The 15657-nt window shown below is 65.4% G+C and carries 12 protein-coding genes; 6 read left to right on the top strand and 6 right to left on the bottom strand.

The annotated features are described in order from the left end of the window. Positions 1-3: 3 nt before the first annotated feature. Positions 4-825: an aldo/keto reductase gene (locus CHB99_RS13510; RefSeq protein ID WP_042125539.1), complete on the bottom strand. Its 822-nt coding sequence runs from the start codon at positions 823-825 to the stop codon at positions 4-6. A 142-nt stretch (positions 826-967) separates the two neighbouring features. Next, positions 968-1864 (bottom strand): LysR family transcriptional regulator, encoded by an 897-nt coding sequence (locus tag CHB99_RS13505; RefSeq protein ID WP_042125537.1) that lies wholly within the window; start codon positions 1862-1864, stop codon positions 968-970. 132 nt (positions 1865-1996) lie between these two features. Here CHB99_RS13505 and CHB99_RS13500 point away from each other — a divergent pair, with 132 nt between their 5' ends. Then, positions 1997-2695, top strand: coding sequence for a CoA transferase subunit A (locus CHB99_RS13500; RefSeq protein ID WP_042125535.1), 699 nt, complete (start codon positions 1997-1999; stop codon positions 2693-2695). A 37-nt stretch (positions 2696-2732) separates the two neighbouring features. After that, positions 2733-3389 (top strand): CoA transferase subunit B, encoded by a 657-nt coding sequence (locus CHB99_RS13495; protein WP_042125533.1) that lies wholly within the window; start codon positions 2733-2735, stop codon positions 3387-3389. A gap of 208 nt (positions 3390-3597) precedes the next feature. On the opposite strand, the gene CHB99_RS13490 is transcribed toward CHB99_RS13495, so the two are convergent. Further along, positions 3598-4518, bottom strand: a complete 921-nt coding sequence (locus CHB99_RS13490) for a LysR family transcriptional regulator (RefSeq protein WP_042125531.1) — start codon at positions 4516-4518, stop codon at positions 3598-3600. Between the two features lie 138 nt (positions 4519-4656). On the opposite strand from CHB99_RS13490, the gene CHB99_RS13485 reads away from it, so the two are divergent. Then, positions 4657-5886, top strand: coding sequence for an acyl-CoA dehydrogenase (locus CHB99_RS13485; RefSeq protein ID WP_042125529.1), 1230 nt, complete (start codon positions 4657-4659; stop codon positions 5884-5886). A 123-nt stretch (positions 5887-6009) separates the two neighbouring features. Here the strand turns inward: CHB99_RS13485 and CHB99_RS13480 are convergent, their stop codons facing one another. The 3 genes from CHB99_RS13480 to xthA form a co-directional block, all read right to left on the bottom strand. Continuing rightward, positions 6010-6999 (bottom strand): TerC family protein, encoded by a 990-nt coding sequence (locus tag CHB99_RS13480; RefSeq protein ID WP_042125527.1) that lies wholly within the window; start codon positions 6997-6999, stop codon positions 6010-6012. A gap of 152 nt (positions 7000-7151) precedes the next feature. After that, entirely contained in the window at positions 7152-8441 is a 1290-nt protein-coding gene (locus CHB99_RS13475; protein ID WP_042125525.1) for a substrate-binding domain-containing protein, read from the bottom strand. Positions 8442-8537: 96 nt separating this feature from the next. Continuing rightward, entirely contained in the window at positions 8538-9350 is an 813-nt protein-coding gene (gene xthA, locus CHB99_RS13470; RefSeq protein WP_042125523.1) for an exodeoxyribonuclease III, read from the bottom strand. A gap of 170 nt (positions 9351-9520) precedes the next feature. Here xthA and CHB99_RS13465 point away from each other — a divergent pair, with 170 nt between their 5' ends. From CHB99_RS13465 to CHB99_RS13455, 3 genes are all read left to right on the top strand, one after another. Further along, entirely contained in the window at positions 9521-10171 is a 651-nt protein-coding gene (locus CHB99_RS13465) for a GNAT family N-acetyltransferase (RefSeq protein ID WP_042125520.1), read from the top strand. Between the two features lie 66 nt (positions 10172-10237). After that, positions 10238-11980: an autotransporter assembly complex protein TamA gene (locus CHB99_RS13460; protein ID WP_042125519.1), complete on the top strand. Its 1743-nt coding sequence runs from the start codon at positions 10238-10240 to the stop codon at positions 11978-11980. A gap of 8 nt (positions 11981-11988) precedes the next feature. Continuing rightward, on the top strand, positions 11989-15657 hold the full coding sequence (locus CHB99_RS13455; RefSeq protein WP_377697627.1) for a translocation/assembly module TamB domain-containing protein: 3669 nt from the start codon (positions 11989-11991) through the stop codon (positions 15655-15657).

The raw sequence follows: 15657 nt of genomic DNA, 5'->3' as shown, positions 1-15657 counted from the left end.
GGTTCAGACCATGGCCAGGCGCTGCTTGCGGGTCGGTGGCGCAAACGCCTGGTCCAGCTCGCGCAGGTCTTCGCCGGTCAGTTGCAAGCGACCCGCCGCGGCATTGAGCTGCACATGGCGGGGCTCCACCGCCTTGGGAATGGCGATCACGCCGTCCTCGCGTGTGACCCAGGCCAGGCTGACCTGGGCCGGGGTGACGCCGTGGCGTTCGGCGATCCGCGCCAGCACCGGCTGGCGCAGCAGGCGCCCGGCCTGGGCCAGCGGACAGTAGGCCATGACCGGCATCTGCCGCTCGCGGCACCAGGGCAGCAGGTCGAATTCGATGCCGCGCTGTTCCGGGTTGTACAGCACCTGGTTGGTGGCGCAGGCGGGGTTGGCCAGTTCGCGCAGGTCGTCGGTGTCGAAGTTCGAGACGCCCCAGCGGCCGATCTTGCCGGCCTCGCGCAGGCGCTCGAAGGCCTCGACGGTTTCTTCCAGCGGGTACTGGCCGCGCCAGTGCAGCAGGTACAGGTCGATATGGTCGGTGGCCAGGCGGGCGAGGCTGCCTTCGCAGGCGGCGATGGCACCCTTGCGGCTGGCGTTGTGCGGATAGACCTTGCTGACCAGGAAAACCTGATCGCGACGGCCGACCAGGGCTTCGCCGAGCACTTCCTCGGCACCGCCTTCGGCGTACATCTCCGCGGTGTCGATCAGGGTCAGGCCGAGGTCGATGCCCTGTTGCAGGGCGGCGACTTCGCGACGGCGCTGGCCGGGGTCCTCGCCCATGTACCAGGTGCCCTGGCCGATGACGGGAACCTGGTGGTTGCCGAGATTGGTTTGGCGCATTGTCAGAAAACCTCCTGTTGTAAATAGGGGCCGCTTTGCGGCCCTTTCGCGGGCAAGCCACGCTCCTGCGGAACAGCGGGCCTGCATTGCGCCGTAGGAGCGTGGCTTGCCCGCGAAAGGACCGCAAGGCGGTCCCGGAACATTATCCCAACGCCGGATCCGTGACGTGCTCCACCAGCACGTCGAGCACCGCCTGCGCCGCCGCCGACAGCTTGTGACCCGCCAGCAGGGTCACGCCGATCCGCCGTTCGATACTCGGCTCCACCAGGGGCACGCACTGTGCTCCCAGTTCGCGCATCTGGCCGATGCACAGGGCCGGCACCGCACTGACCCCCAGGCCATTGGCGACCATCCGGCCAATGGTAGACAACTGATGGCTTTCGAAGGCGACCGCCAGCTTGCCATGGTCCGCCGCCACATGCCGCTCCAGCAGCAGGCGTACCGCCGACGGGCGTTGCAGGGCGATGAAGTCCTCGCGCAGCAGCTCTTTCCAACTGACCTGGGCCTGCCCGGCCAGCGGCGAATCCTTCGGGACCACGGCCACGAAACGGTCCAGGTACAACGGCCTGAACAGCAACGGCTCGCCGGCCTCCGGTTCGAAACCGATACCCAGCTCGACCCGGCGGTGACGCACCAGTTCCAGCACCTGTTCGTTGATGACGTCGTGCACCGTGACATTGACCCGCGGGTAACGCTCGCGGAACAGCTTGAGCACCGGCGGCAACAGGTTGCCGGCGAAGGCCGGCATGGCGGCGATGGACACCCGGCCCAGTTGCAGGGTGAAGCGCTGGCGCAGCAGTTCCTCGGTATTGTCCCAGTCCGCCAGCAGTTGCCGCGCCAGCGGCAGCAGCACCTCGCCCTCCGGGGTCAGGTTGACGCTGCGGGTGGTACGACTGAGCAGGGCGCCGCCCAACTGCTCTTCAAGACTCTTGATGGTCAGGCTCAGGGCCGGTTGCGACAGGTGCAGGTGCTCGCAGGCCTGGGCGAAGCTCTGGCAGGTGGCGACGGCGACGAAGGCGCGCAGTTGTTTGAGGTTCATGGGATTGTTTTGAATTCCAAATCAATCAATGAAAAAAACAAAATTAACAAATCAGTCGAGCCGAGTGAAGATGCGCGTCAGACGCTTCCCGACAACCCGTCGGGCTCCTACAACGACAACAAGGCGGATCACATGGCCGGACTGGACAAGCGCGTAGCAACCTATGAACAGGCCCTCGAAGGCCTGACCGACAACATGACGGTACTGGCCGGCGGTTTCGGTCTGTGCGGCATCCCCGAGAACCTTATCGCCGAGATCAAGCGCCGTGGCGTCAGCGGCCTGACCGTTGTGTCGAACAACTGCGGCGTCGACGGCTTCGGTCTCGGTGTGCTCCTGGAAGACCGCCAGATCCGCAAGATGGTCGCCTCCTACGTTGGCGAGAACGCCGAGTTCGAGCGCCAGCTGCTCAGCGGCGAGCTGGAAGTGGAACTGACCCCGCAAGGCACCCTGGCCGAGAAGATGCGCGCTGGCGGTGCCGGCATTCCGGCGTTCTACACCGCCACCGGCTACGGCACCCCGGTCGCCGAAGGCAAGGAAGTGCGCGAGTTCAACGGTCGCCCGTACATCCTCGAAGAAGCCATCACCGGTGACTTCGCCATCGTCAAGGGCTGGAAGGCCGACCACTACGGCAACGTGGTGTACCGCAACACCGCGCAGAACTTCAACCCGCTGGCCGCCACCGCCGGCAGGATCACCGTGGTCGAGGTCGAGGAAATCGTCGAGCCGGGCGTACTGCTGCCGAGCGAGATCCACACCCCGGGCATCTATGTCGACCGGGTCATCGTCGGCACCTTCGAGAAGCGCATCGAAAAGCGCACCGTCAAAGCCTGATCCGTCCCCGCACAAGAACAACGAAGAGATCCTGACCATGGCACTTACCCGCGAACAAATGGCCCAGCGCGTCGCCCGCGAACTCAAGGACGGCTACTACGTCAACCTCGGCATCGGTATCCCGACCCTGGTGGCCAACTACGTCCCGGCGGATATGGATGTGATGCTGCAATCGGAAAACGGTCTGCTCGGCATGGGCGAGTTCCCCACCGAAGGCCAGATCGATGCCGACATGATCAACGCCGGCAAACAGACCGTGACCGCCCGTCGTGGCGCCTCGATCTTCAACTCCGCCGAGTCCTTCGCCATGATCCGCGGCGGTCATGTCGACCTGACCGTACTGGGTGCGTTCGAGGTCGATGTGCAAGGCAACATCGCCTCCTGGATGATTCCCGGCAAGCTGGTCAAGGGCATGGGCGGGGCGATGGACCTGGTGGCCGGTGCCGAGAACATCATCGTCACCATGACCCACGCCTCCAAGGACGGCGAATCCAAGCTGCTGCCGCGCTGCAGCCTGCCGCTGACCGGTGCCGGCTGCATCCGCAAGGTGCTGACCGACCTGGCCTACCTGGAAATCGAAAACGGCGCCTTCATCCTCAAGGAGACCGCGCCGGGGGTGAGTGTCGAGGAAATCATCGAGAAGACCGCGGGCAAGCTGATCGTCGCCGATGATGTGAAGGAAATGACCTTCTGATCTTCCGGTGTTCTCGAGGGCCCTATCGCTGGCAAGCCAGCTCACACAAGGTTTCGTGTCGACCGGTGGGCCTGAGTACGGCGCGGACCTTGTGGGCGCTGGCTTGCCAGCGATAGGGCCCTCGAGGACACCAGACAATCCTGGGCAACATCACAATCGCGGAGTCAGGGAACCACGCATTCCCTGGCTCCGCGATTGTCTTTTGCGTCTACTGCTGCGCTTCATCCTGCGCCATCACCGCCTGGCACAGCTCGATCATCTGCTCGCGCATCCAGCGGTTGGCCGGGTCCTGGTCGGTGCTTTCGTGCCAGTACAGATGGGTTTCCAGCGGCGGCACGCCGTTCACCGGCAGGCTCACATAGTTGAGGTTGTGCCGGCGGGCGAAACGCTCGGGTACGGTCATCACCATATCGGTCTGCTGCATGACCTGCGAGGCCATCAGGTAATGCTGCGAGCGCAGGGCGATGCGCCGCTGCAGGCCCATCTTGCCCAGCGCCAGGTCGACATAGCCCAGGCCATTGCGCCGACTGGAAATATGGATGTGGGTCAGCCCCATGTACTCGTCGAGGCTGAGCTTGCCTTTCGCCAGCGGATGACCCTGGCGCAGGGCGCAGACGAACTGATCCTGTATCAGCTTGACGTGGCGCACCTGCGGGTCGGTGTTGAGCGGGGCGTCGACGGCGAAGTCGAGACGGCCGGCGGCCAGTTCCTTGGTGGTTTCGCGGCGCTTGCACAGGAAGCTTTCGATCACCACCGCTGGCGCCAGGCGGTGCAGACGCTGGAACAGCGGCGGCAGGATCACCGCCTCGGTGAGGTCGGTCATGCTGATGCGGAAGGTCTTGTTCGCCTGCAGGGGATTGAAGATGCGGCTTTCCTGCACCGACACCCGCAGCAGCGACAGGGCATTGCGCACCGGACCGATGATGTTCTGCGCCATGGGCGTCGGTACCATTCCCTGGGCGGTGCGCACGAACAGCGGGTCGTTGAATGTCTCGCGCAGCCGCGCCAGGGCGTTGGATACCGCCGGCTGAGTGATGCCGACGATCTGCCCGGCACGGGTCAGGTTGGCTTCGGTGTAGATCGCATCGAAGACGATGAACAGATTGAGGTCGACCTTGTTCAGGTTCATGGGCGCCACTCTTGTTGGTGTTATGGGTCGATCATATATCGCTTATGAATGTTTATACACGCCGAAAATAGACTAGGTGGATTTTGCTCGGTGATCTAGCATCCATTCCAGACCCCTTTCCCAATGAAGGTACTGCTCATGGATTTCGCATATTCCCCCAAGGTCCAGGCCCTGCGCGAACGTGTCACCGCGTTCATGGATGCCTATGTCTATCCCGCCGAAGCGGTGTTCGATCAGCAGGTCGCCGAGGGTGATCGCTGGCAGCCGACGGCCATCATGGAAGAACTGAAGAACAAGGCCAAGGCCGAAGGCCTGTGGAACCTGTTCCTGCCCGAGTCGGAACTGGGTGCCGGGTTGACCAACCTGGAATACGCGCCGCTGGCCGAAATCATGGGCCGCTCGCTGCTCGGGCCGGAGCCGTTCAACTGCTCGGCGCCGGACACCGGCAACATGGAAGTGCTGGTGCGTTATGCCAACGAGGAACAGAAGCGCCAATGGCTGGAACCGCTGCTGCGCGGCGAGATCCGTTCCGCCTTCGCCATGACCGAACCGGGCGTGGCGTCGTCGGACGCCACCAACATGGCCGCCCGCGCCGTGCGCGATGGCGACGAGTGGGTCATCAATGGCCGCAAATGGTGGACCTCCGGTGCCTGCGATCCGCGCTGCAAAGTGATGATCTTCATGGGCCTGAGCAATCCGGACAACCCGCGCCACCAGCAGCATTCGATGATCCTCGTGCCCACCGATACGCCGGGGGTGAAGATCGTTCGGCCGCTGCCGGTGTTCGGTTATGACGACGCGCCGCATGGCCACGCCGAAGTGCTGTTCGAGAATGTGCGGGTGCCTTATGAAAACGTGCTGCTGGGCGAGGGGCGCGGTTTCGAGATCGCCCAGGGCCGTCTCGGCCCGGGTCGCATCCACCACTGCATGCGTTCCATCGGCATGGCCGAACGGGCGCTGGAACTGATGTGCAAGCGTTCGGTGGAGCGCACCGCCTTCGGTCGCCCGTTGGCGCGGCTGGGTGGCAACATCGACAAGATCGCCGACTCGCGGATGGAAATCGACATGGCTCGCCTGCTGACCCTGAAGGCGGCGTACATGATGGACACCGTTGGCAACAAGGTGGCCCGCAGCGAAATCGCCCAGATCAAGGTGGTGGCGCCGAACATCGCCCTGAAGGTGATCGACCGGGCGATCCAGATCCATGGTGGCGCCGGGGTGTCCGGGGACTTCCCGCTGGCCTACATGTACGCCTTGCAGCGCAGCCTGCGTCTGGCGGACGGGCCGGATGAGGTGCACCGGGCGGCGATCGGCAAGTACGAGGTCGGCAAGTACGTGCCGGCGGAGATGCTGCGTAGCAGCCATTGAGGTTTCTGGGGCCGCTTTGCGGCCCTTCGCGAGCAAGCTCGCTCCCACAAGGAAAGGCCGATCGGCGCAGTTCTTGTGGGAGCGAGCTTGCTCGCGAAGGGCTGCGAAGCAGCTCCAACAGCCTCAACCTTTTTCTTCTACAGTTTCCCGCGTCTTGAACAGCGACAGCACCACCCCTCCCGCCAGCAAGCCGAACGTCACCCCCAGCGACAGCAGCGCCGGAATCTTGCCGATGAACCCGTGCAGGAAGATCTTCCCGCCGATGAAGATCAGCACCAGCGCCAGCGCGTACTTGAGGTAGACGAAGCGGTGCATCAGCGCCGCCAGGGCGAAGTACAGCGCGCGCAGGCCGAGAATGGCGAAGATGTTCGAGGTGTAGACGATGAACGGGTCCTGGGTGATGGCGAAGATCGCCGGCACGCTGTCCACGGCGAACACCAGGTCGGCCAGTTCGATCAGCACCAGGGCGAGGAACAGGGGCGTGGCGTAGAGCAGCGCCCGGGTCTGCCCGGGGGGCGTCAGGCGCACGAAGAAGTGCCCTTCGTGCAACCGATCGGTGACCCGCATGTGCTTTCTGATGAAGCGGACCAGCGGGTTGTTGGCCAGGTCCGGATGGGCCTCCTGGCGGCTGAACAGCATCTTCACCCCGGTCAGCAGCAGGAAGGCGCCGAAGACGTAGAGAATCCAGTCGAACTCCTTCACCAGTGCGCTGCCGACACCGATCATGATCGCCCGCAGCAGCACCACGCCGAGAATCCCCCAGAACAGCACGCGGTGCTGGTAGCGCCGGGGAATCCCGAAAAAGCCGAAGATCATCGCCATGACGAACACGTTGTCCATCGACAGCGACTGCTCCACCAGCAGCCCGGTGTAGAACTCCAGAGCACTCTGCGCGCCCAGTTCGTACCAGATCCAGCCGCCGAACATCAGGCCGACGCTGAAGTAGCCGGCGTACAGCAGCAGGCTCTCGCGCATTTCGATTTCGTGCTGGTCGCGGTGCAGGACCCCGAGGTCGAAGACCAGCAGGGCGATGACGATAGCGATGAAAGCCAGCCAGAGCAGGCTGCTGGTGCCGAGGAATTCGGCGCTGAAAAAATCATGCAGAGCTGTCATGAGCCCCTCCCGATGTCGAAGAAGTGACTCCGACATGGCGGTTGGCGAACCGTCAGAGGGGCCCGGCGTCACAGGCTTGAGCCTAGTCGCGGAATGGGGCGGGAGCGGGATGAGAGCGTTACAAGGTCTTACAAGGTTTACGGAATTTTCCTTCAATAAACCCAGGCTTCGACACGGCGATTGCGAATTCGCCCCTGGGTGTCGGTGTTGGCCGCCACCGGCAGTTCCGCACCCAGGCCGATGACTTCGCGCAGCGTCACACCCTGCCTGACCAGTTCGCGACGCACCGCCATGGCCCGCAGGCGCGAGAGCAGAAAGGCGCGGCGAGCGTCGTCCTTGGCGTCACCGAAGCCTACCAGCACGACCTTGCGCTCCAGTTTGCGGTTCTGCTTCAGGTAGTCCACCAGGCGCTGGACATCGCGCTGGGCCTTGTTGTCGAGGGTTGCGCTGCCTTCCTGGAAACGGAAGTTGACCGACAGGCGCTGGGCCTCGCCGGACAGGCGCCGGTAGCTCGGCGGCATGTCGGCCTGGGGTGGTTCGCTGAGGGTGCGCACGCGCTGGTCGATGAAGCCGTTGCTGGCGACGATGGCCTGCCCGCGCGGGCTCTGGGTGAAATCCAGCAGGGCGCGGGCGAGGGGATTGCCTTGCGCCGGTGGCAGATAGAAATACAGGCGACGGGACAGCGGGTAGTCCTCGCTGGCGATCTGCGCGGGGCTTGGCAGCAGGGCCCGCGAAGCACCATCGGCGACCGCCAGGACCCGCGCACCGTGCACCGTGCTCAAGCTGCTGAAACCGATGGCGTGGCGGTCCTGACGCACCGCCTCGGCCAGTTCCTCGCCGGACTCGAAGCGTCGGGCGCTGTCGGCCAGACGCTGTCCATGCGGATCGAGGACCAGGGCCTTGAAGGTTTCCCAGGTGCCGGAGCGATCGTCGCGGGCATACAACTGGATCGGCCCGCCACCGACGCCGAGTTCTTCCCAACTGGCGATCTGCCCGGAAAAGATGCGCGCCAATTGTTCGATGGTCAGTTGCGGCAGCGGATTGTCAGGGTGCACCAGCACCGCGACCCCATCGAGGGCGATGACCTGCTCGGCCTCGGCGCTGGTCAGGTTGCCGAGGGCCTGGAGATCGGCCACTTCGCTGTCCTTGATCGGTCGCGAGGCGGCGGCGAGTTCGGCATCGCCTGCTTTCAGGGCGACGAAACCGGTGCTGCTGCCGTGGGCGGCGATGTCTACCTGGATGTCGCCGCCGCGGATCCGCACTTCGTTGGCCTGCGCCCCGGGTTCGCTGTGGATCTCGCTGATACCGCGGCTTTGCAGCAGGCCACGGACCAGTGCCGGTGCCAGTGTCGCGCCGATGGTGTTGGAGCCCTGGATGCGCAGGGTATCGGCAATCGCCAGGGGTGTGAGCAGGGCCAGAAGAAGGGCACAGAGGCGGGTCATTGCCGTCGGGGGCTCGCGAAACGAAGGTTTCGGCAGATTAAGACAGGCAGGTGACAGAAGTGTGACCGGGCCCGCAAAGCAGGCCCGGACAGGTAATCAGCTCAGCTCGAGCCAGATCGGCGCATGGTCCGAAGGCTTCTCCATCCCGCGCAATTCATAGTCGACCCCGGCGGCCTTGACCCGTGGCAGCAGCCCATGGGAGGTCATGATCAGGTCGATGCGCAGGCCGCGCTTGGGCTCGACTTCGAAACCACGGCTGCGATAGTCGAACCAGCTGAACTGGTCGGTCACGTCCGGATACAGATGGCGGAAGCTGTCGGTCAGCCCCCAGGCTTTGAGTTTCTCCATCCACTCGCGTTCTTCCGGGAGGAAGCTGCACTTGCCGGTCTTCAGCCAGCGCTTGGCGTTGTCCGCGCCGATGCCGATATCGCAGTCTTGCGGAGAGATGTTGACGTCACCCATGACCACCAGTGGCTGGTCGTTCTTGAACCGGGTTTCCAGCAGGGCCTGCAGATCGGCGTAGAAGCGCTGCTTGGCCGGGAACTTGGTGGGGTGGTCGCGGCTTTCGCCCTGGGGGAAGTAGCCGTTCATGATGGTCACCGGGGTGCCGTCGGCGTCGGCGAAGGTGCCCCAGATGAAGCGGCGCTGAGCGTCCTCGTCGTCGGTGTGGAAGCCCTTGTGCAGGCTCAACGGAGCCTGGCGCGAGAGCAGGGCGACCCCGTAGTGGCCTTTCTGTCCGTGGTAGTGCACGTGGTAACCGAGGGCCTGGACGTCTTCCAGCGGGAACTGATCGTCGGCGACCTTGGTTTCCTGCAGGCCGATCACATCCGGCTGGTGCTTGTCGATCAACGCCGCCAGTTGGTGCGGTCGGGCGCGCAGGCCGTTGATGTTGAACGAGACGATCTTCATGGAAGGACAATCCTGGGTAAAAGGCAGGATGCTAGCCGACAACGGCGTCATCGGCCAGTACCGGAGCGGCTGCCGATCCCCGCCTATACTCCATCCCGATCAGCAAGGAACGTTGGCGCCGCCCACCCCTCGAAAGGCCATGCCCAACCGCCATCAGGAGACCCGTGAACATGCCCGAATCGACCCCCGTGCCGGCTGAAGTGCGTCTGCTCGACGGTGGCTACAGCCGCGAGGCACGCTCGCTGCTGTACCACGCCTATCGCCACGAACCCACCTACGGCTATCTGTTCGAGGCCGAGCGGCCGGGCTTCGACCAGCGGGTGCGGGCGCTGGTGCGCGAGCGGGTTCGCCAGCATTTCCTCCAGGACCTGCCGGCCCTCGGGCTGCTGGTGGATGACCGGCTGATCGGCATCGCCCTGATCTCGCCGCCGGTGCGCCGTCTCGGCGTCACCGAGAGCTGGGCCTGGCGCATGCGCATGGTCCTGTCCACCGGCTTTCGCTGCACCCGCCGCTACCTCGAATACCGCGCCGCGCTCATGGCCTGTCTGCCGGGTGATGCCGTGCACATCCTGCCGTTGCTGGGTATCCATCCGCAGTTCCAGGGACAGCACTACGGCGAGCAACTGCTGGCGGCGGTGCACGACTGGTGCGCGGAGGATGAAACCTCCCGTGGCGTGGTACTCGATACCGGCAATGAACATTACCTGGCGTTCTATCAGCGCCAGGGCTACGTGGAAATCGGCGAGGTGGCGGTCGGGCCGATCCGCGAACATCTGTTCTTCCATCCCAGTCCGCAACGGATCGAGCGGGCACGGGCCTGACCGGGGCCGATGGCAGACGGCTTTCGACATGCAAGCCGGCGCCTGGCTCTGGTAGCATCCGCGCCTATGACGTATTCAGGACGCTTCACCTGTGGTTTGATCCTGTGCCTGGCCAGCAGTCTCGCGGCCGCGGCGCAGAGTGAACTGGTTATCCGCATCAAACCCGCCAACAACGCACTCAAGGCCAATGTCGAAGGCTATATCGGAAGCCTCGGCGAACGCGACGAAGAGGCGCTGCTGCGCTTCAGCCGTGGCGCCGAGGAGCAGGCCCGCAAGGCCGCCCAGGCATTGGGCTACTACCAGCCGCGGATCGCCAGCGAGGTGTTGCCGCCGCGCGACGAAGACAAGGGCCCGCGCCTGCGTTTGACGATCGAACCCGGCGAGCCGATCCATCTGCGCAACGTCAGCGTGCGCATCGAAGGGCCGGCCAGCGAACTCAAGGCATTCCGCATTCCCGACAGCAAGGCGCTGCGCAGTGGCGAGGTGCTCAACCATGGGCACTACGAGGACGCCAAGCGTCTGATCCAGAACCAGGCCTCGCGCTATGGCTTCTTCAACGGCCGTTTCACCCGCAATCGCCTGTCGGTGGACCCGGCCGCCGGGATCGCCGATATCGAACTGATCTACGCCAGCGGCCCGCGCTTCACCCTCGGCAAGGTGCAGTTCGAGGGCGACTCGCCGTTCGACGAAGCGCTGCTGCAACGCATGGTGCCGTTCAAGCAAGGCACGCCCTACGACTCGGAACTGATCGCCGAACTGAACAACGCCCTGCAGTCCAGCGGCTACTTCGAAGGGGTACGGGTCGATGCCGCGCCGAGCGCCGCGGTCGGCCAGAGCATCCCGGTGGCGGTCGACGTGCAGACCCGCAAGCCGCGGACCATGGGCCTGGGCCTGGGCTTCTCGACCGACGTCGGGCCGCGCGGCAAGGCCAACTGGACCCGCCACTGGGTCAACCCGCAGGGCCACAGCTACGGCATCGAGAGCGAACTGTCGGCGCCGCGGCAGAACATCGGGATGTGGTACGACATTCCCCTGGATCCGCCGCTGACCGACAAGCTGCGTTTCGCCGGCGGTTATCAGAACGAAGAGATCGCCAACACCGACACCCTCAGCAAGCTCCTCACCGTCGGCCCGGAATGGCACAGCAAGCTGCCCAGTGGCTGGCAACGGGTGGTCTCGCTGAAATGGCAGCGCGAGGAATATCGGCTCGGCGACGACTCGGGGCTGAGCACGCTGCTGATGCCGGGCATCAGCTACACCTATCTGCGCAGCGACAACCGCATCGACCCGCACAATGGCTATCGCATCCAGTTCGATGCGCGAGTGGCCAAGGAGGGTCTGCTCTCCGATACCAACCTGTTCAATGGCACGGTGCTGCTCAAGGGCCTGACCACCCTCGGGCAGAACCATCGCTTTCTCGGCCGGGCGCAGTTCGGCGGCAGTGCCACCAATGGCTACAAGTCGGTGCCGCCGTCGCTGCGCTTCTTCGCCGGTGGCGACCAGAGCGTGCGCGGCTACGACTACCAGACCCTGTCCCCGGAAAACAGCGATGGCGACCGTATCGGCGGGCGCTACATGGTCGCCGGCAGTGCCGAGTATCAGTATCAGGTCGCCGATAAATGGCGCCTGGCGACTTTCGTCGACCAGGGCAACGCCTTCAACAACCTGGAGTTGCCCAGCCTCAAGACCGGGGTCGGTTTCGGCGTGCGCTGGATCTCGCCGGTGGGGCCGCTGCGCCTCGACCTGGCCAAGGCGCTGGATGACGACGGCGGTATTCGTTTGCACTTCTCGATGGGGCCGGAGCTGTGAGGCAGGTAATGAAAACCCTGGGCATCGGCCTGCTGGCCGTGCTGCTCCTGTTACTGCTCGGCATCGTCGCGGTGCTCGGCACCCAGGCCGGCAGCCGCTGGGCGCTGGGGCTGGTGCCGGGACTGACGGTAGACAACTTCCAGGGACGCCTGGCCCGGCAATGGCAGGCCGAGCGGCTGCTCTGGGAGCAGGGCGGCGATCGCGTCGAGCTGATCGCGCCGCTGCTGGAGTGGTCGCCGGGCTGCCTGCTGCGCCGCACCCTGTGCCTGGACAAGTTGCACGCGGCGAGTGTCGAACTGGCCTTCGCGCCCAGCGAAACCGATCCGGACAGCGGTCCGTTGCAATTGCCCGCGCTCGACCTGCCGCTGGCCATCGAGCTGGGCGAGGTACAGGTTGGCACCTTGCGTCTGGATGGCGCCGAGCAGTTGAGTGGCCTGACCCTGGCGGCGCACTGGACGCGTGCCGGCCTGAAGATCGACAGCCTCGAGCTCCGGCGCGACGACCTGCACCTGAGACTTCAGGGCCTGCTGCAACCCAGTGGTGACTGGCCGCTGCAGGCCGAGGGCCAGGTGCAACTGCCCGCCGTGGACGGCCAGGCCTGGCAACTGGCGCTGCAGGTCAAGGGCGAACTGCAGAAAAGCCTGGAGTTGCAGGCCGACAGCAGCGGCTATCTGCAAGGCCGCCTGAGCGGCCAGGTGCAAGCGCTGGCCGAGCATCTGCCGGCGCAGGTGCACCTCAGCGCGACGCAGTTCAAGGCCGCCGCCAGCCTCCCGGACACGCTGCTGTTCGAGCAGCTCGAACTCACTGCCCATGGCGATCTGGCCAAGGGTTATCAACTGGTCGGTGCCGGCAACCTGGCGGCCAAGGACGGACCGATCAGCCTCGCCGTGCGTGGTCGGGTCGATGCCAAGGGCGCCGAACTGGCCGCGCTCGACCTGCAGGCCGCCAACGAGCAACGCCTCACGCTCACCGCCAGCGCCGACTGGCAGAACGCCCTGACGGCCAGGGCCACCCTCGACTGGCTGGACTTCCCCTGGCTGCGCCTGTACCCGCTGGAGCCGCCGCCGCAGGTGGTGCTGCATCGCCTGAAGGCGCAGGTGCAGTACCGCGAAGGCAACTACGAGGGCGATTTCAGCGGCGACCTCGACGGCCCCGCCGGTGCGTTCAAGCTGAGCAGCCCGTTCAAGGGCGATCTCGGCCGGATCAGCTTGCCGCAACTGGCCCTGGAAGCCGGGCAGGGCAAGGCCGCCGGCAGTGTCAGCGTGGCTTTCGCCGACGGCGTGGCCTGGGACGCGGCGCTGGACCTGTCCAATTTCGATCCCGCCTACTGGCTCGTGGAAATGCCCGGCACCCTCGGCGGACCGTTGCGCAGCAAGGGCGAGCTGAAGAACGACAAGCTTTCGCTGAGCGCCGACCTCGATCTCAAGGGCCGCCTGCGCGGCCAGCCAGCGCTGTTGCAGGTCAAGGCCGAAGGCGCGGGCGAGCAATGGACCCTCGGGACCTTGCAGGTGCGCCTGGGCGACAACCAGATCAACGGCAGTGGCAGCCTGCAACAGCGCCTGGCCGGACAGGTCGACCTCAACCTGCCACGCCTTGGCCAGCTCTGGCCGCAACTGCAGGGGCGGGTCACCGGGCGTCTGGATGTCGCCGGTACGCTTGACGCACCGCAAGGCCAGCTCAAGTTGCAGGGCGCGCAACTGGCGCAGGCGGAAAACCGGTTGCAGAACCTTGAACTCGAAGCGCGCCTCGACCGCGCGCAGAAGGCCGTGATCAACCTCACCGCCAGCGGTATCCGCGCCGGCGAGACCGCGTTGGGTACCCTGACCGCCAAGGGCCAGGGCGATATCCGCCAGCAGCAGCTGCAACTGGCCCTGGACGGCCCGCAGCTCAAGCTCGACCTCGGCCTGGACGGGCAATTCGAGCGCAGCAAGGGCGACTGGCGCGGCCGTCTGGCGCGCGGCGAAATCCAGGCCGGTGGCCAGGACTGGCGCCTGCAGGCACCGGCCACCCTGCAACGCCTGGGCAATGGCCAGATCGATTTCGGCGCGCATTGCTGGCGCGCGGGGCAGGCCAGCCTGTGTGGCGATCCGCAGCGCCTGGCGCCGGAGCCGCGGATTCGCTATCACCTCAAGCAGTTCCCGCTGGACAGCCTGGCGCAATGGCTGCCGAAAGACTTCGCCTGGCAGGGCCAGCTCAACGCCGACATCAATCTCGATCTGCCGGCCAGTGGGCCGAAGGGCGCGGTGCAGGTGGATGCCAGCGGCGGCACCCTGCGTATCCGCGAGAAAGGCCAGTGGATCGATTTTCCTTACCAGAGCCTGCGTCTGGACAGCACCCTCGGGCCGCGTCGGGTCGACACCCGCCTGGACTTTCGCGGCGGCCGGCTGGGTGAGCTGAGTCTGTCGGCGCGCATCGATCCGCTGGCACGCAACAAGCCGCTGAGTGGTGACTTCAGCCTTCGCGGCCTGGACCTGGCGGTGGCCCGGCCGTTCGTGCCGATGGTCGAGCGCCTGGCCGGGCAATTGAATGGCAGCGGCAGGATTTCCGGCTCGCTGCTGGCGCCGCAGGTCAATGGCAGCCTGGTGTTGTCCGGGGGCGAGGTCGGCGGCACCGAGTTGCCGATCAGCCTGCGCGACCTCAGCGTGCAAGCCATGATCGCTGGCGAACAGGTGCAACTGAGCGGTGACTGGCGCAGCGGCGAGGTCGGTCAGGGGCAATTGCGCGGCCAGATCGGCTGGGGCCGCGTGCTGATGGTGGACCTGGCGCTGCAGGGGCAGCGTCTGCCGGTCAATGTCGAACCCTATGCGGCGCTGGAAGTGGCTCCGGACCTGAAGATCAATCTGCAGGGCGAGCGCCTGGCGATCAGCGGCAAGGTCCTGGTACCCAAGGGCACGATCACCGTGCGCGAGCTGCCGCCGTCCACGGTCAAGGTGTCCGAGGATACGGTGATCGTTGGTCATCAGACCGAAGAGGGCAAGGCGCCGATGCAGGTGGCGATGGACATCGATGTCCAGGTCGGCCAGGAAAAACTCGCGTTCAGCGGTTTCGGCCTCAGCGCCAATCTGCTCGGCCATGTGCATATCGGCGACAACCTCGATACCCGCGGCGAACTGAGCCTGGCCGACGGTCGCTATCGCGCCTACGGCCAGCGCCTGACCATTCGCCGGGCGCGGTTGCTGTTCGCCGGTCCCATCGACCAGCCCTATCTGGACATCGAAGCGATCCGCAAGACCGACGACGTGATCGCCGGCATCCGCCTGACCGGCAGCGCCGAACAGCCGACCACCCAGGTGTTCTCGGAACCGGCGATGAGCCAGGAGCAGGCGCTGTCGTACCTGGTGCTCGGGCGTCCGTTGAGCACCACCGGCGAGGACAACAACATGCTGGCGCAGGCGGCGCTGGGCCTGGGCCTGGCGGGTAGCGCGGGGATCACTGGCAGCCTGGCGTCGAGCCTGGGGATCGAGGACTTCCAGTTGGACACCGAGGGCAGTGGCCAGCGCACCAGCGTGGTGGCCAGCGGCAACCTGACCGAGAAGCTCAGCCTGCGCTACGGTGTTGGCGTGTTCGAGCCGGCCAACACCATCGCCTTGCGCTATCTGCTGAGCAAGCGCCTGTACCTGGAGGCGGCCAGTGGCCTGGCCAGCTCCCTGGACCTGTTCTACAAAAGGGATTTCTGA

This window comes from Pseudomonas japonica, assembly GCF_900188455.1.
GTDB lineage: Bacteria > Pseudomonadota > Gammaproteobacteria > Pseudomonadales > Pseudomonadaceae > Aquipseudomonas > Aquipseudomonas japonica.
The sequence above is the reverse complement of the archived record's forward strand: the minus strand, read 5'-3'. Positions and strand labels throughout refer to the sequence as shown.

Coding starts and splice junctions, on each gene's coding strand:
- CHB99_RS13460 (WP_042125519.1), top strand. CDS start 10,238: ATGACGTATTCAGGACGCTTCACCTGTGGTTTGATCCTGTGCCTGGCC.
- CHB99_RS13505 (WP_042125537.1), bottom strand. CDS start 1,864: ATGAACCTCAAACAACTGCGCGCCTTCGTCGCCGTCGCCACCTGCCAG.
- CHB99_RS13475 (WP_042125525.1), bottom strand. CDS start 8,441: ATGACCCGCCTCTGTGCCCTTCTTCTGGCCCTGCTCACACCCCTGGCG.
- CHB99_RS13480 (WP_042125527.1), bottom strand. CDS start 6,999: ATGACAGCTCTGCATGATTTTTTCAGCGCCGAATTCCTCGGCACCAGC.
- CHB99_RS13465 (WP_042125520.1), top strand. CDS start 9,521: ATGCCCGAATCGACCCCCGTGCCGGCTGAAGTGCGTCTGCTCGACGGT.
- CHB99_RS13500 (WP_042125535.1), top strand. CDS start 1,997: ATGGCCGGACTGGACAAGCGCGTAGCAACCTATGAACAGGCCCTCGAA.
- xthA (WP_042125523.1), bottom strand. CDS start 9,350: ATGAAGATCGTCTCGTTCAACATCAACGGCCTGCGCGCCCGACCGCAC.
- CHB99_RS13510 (WP_042125539.1), bottom strand. CDS start 825: ATGCGCCAAACCAATCTCGGCAACCACCAGGTTCCCGTCATCGGCCAG.
- CHB99_RS13485 (WP_042125529.1), top strand. CDS start 4,657: ATGGATTTCGCATATTCCCCCAAGGTCCAGGCCCTGCGCGAACGTGTC.
- CHB99_RS13455 (WP_377697627.1), top strand. CDS start 11,989: ATGAAAACCCTGGGCATCGGCCTGCTGGCCGTGCTGCTCCTGTTACTG.
- CHB99_RS13490 (WP_042125531.1), bottom strand. CDS start 4,518: ATGAACCTGAACAAGGTCGACCTCAATCTGTTCATCGTCTTCGATGCG.
- CHB99_RS13495 (WP_042125533.1), top strand. CDS start 2,733: ATGGCACTTACCCGCGAACAAATGGCCCAGCGCGTCGCCCGCGAACTC.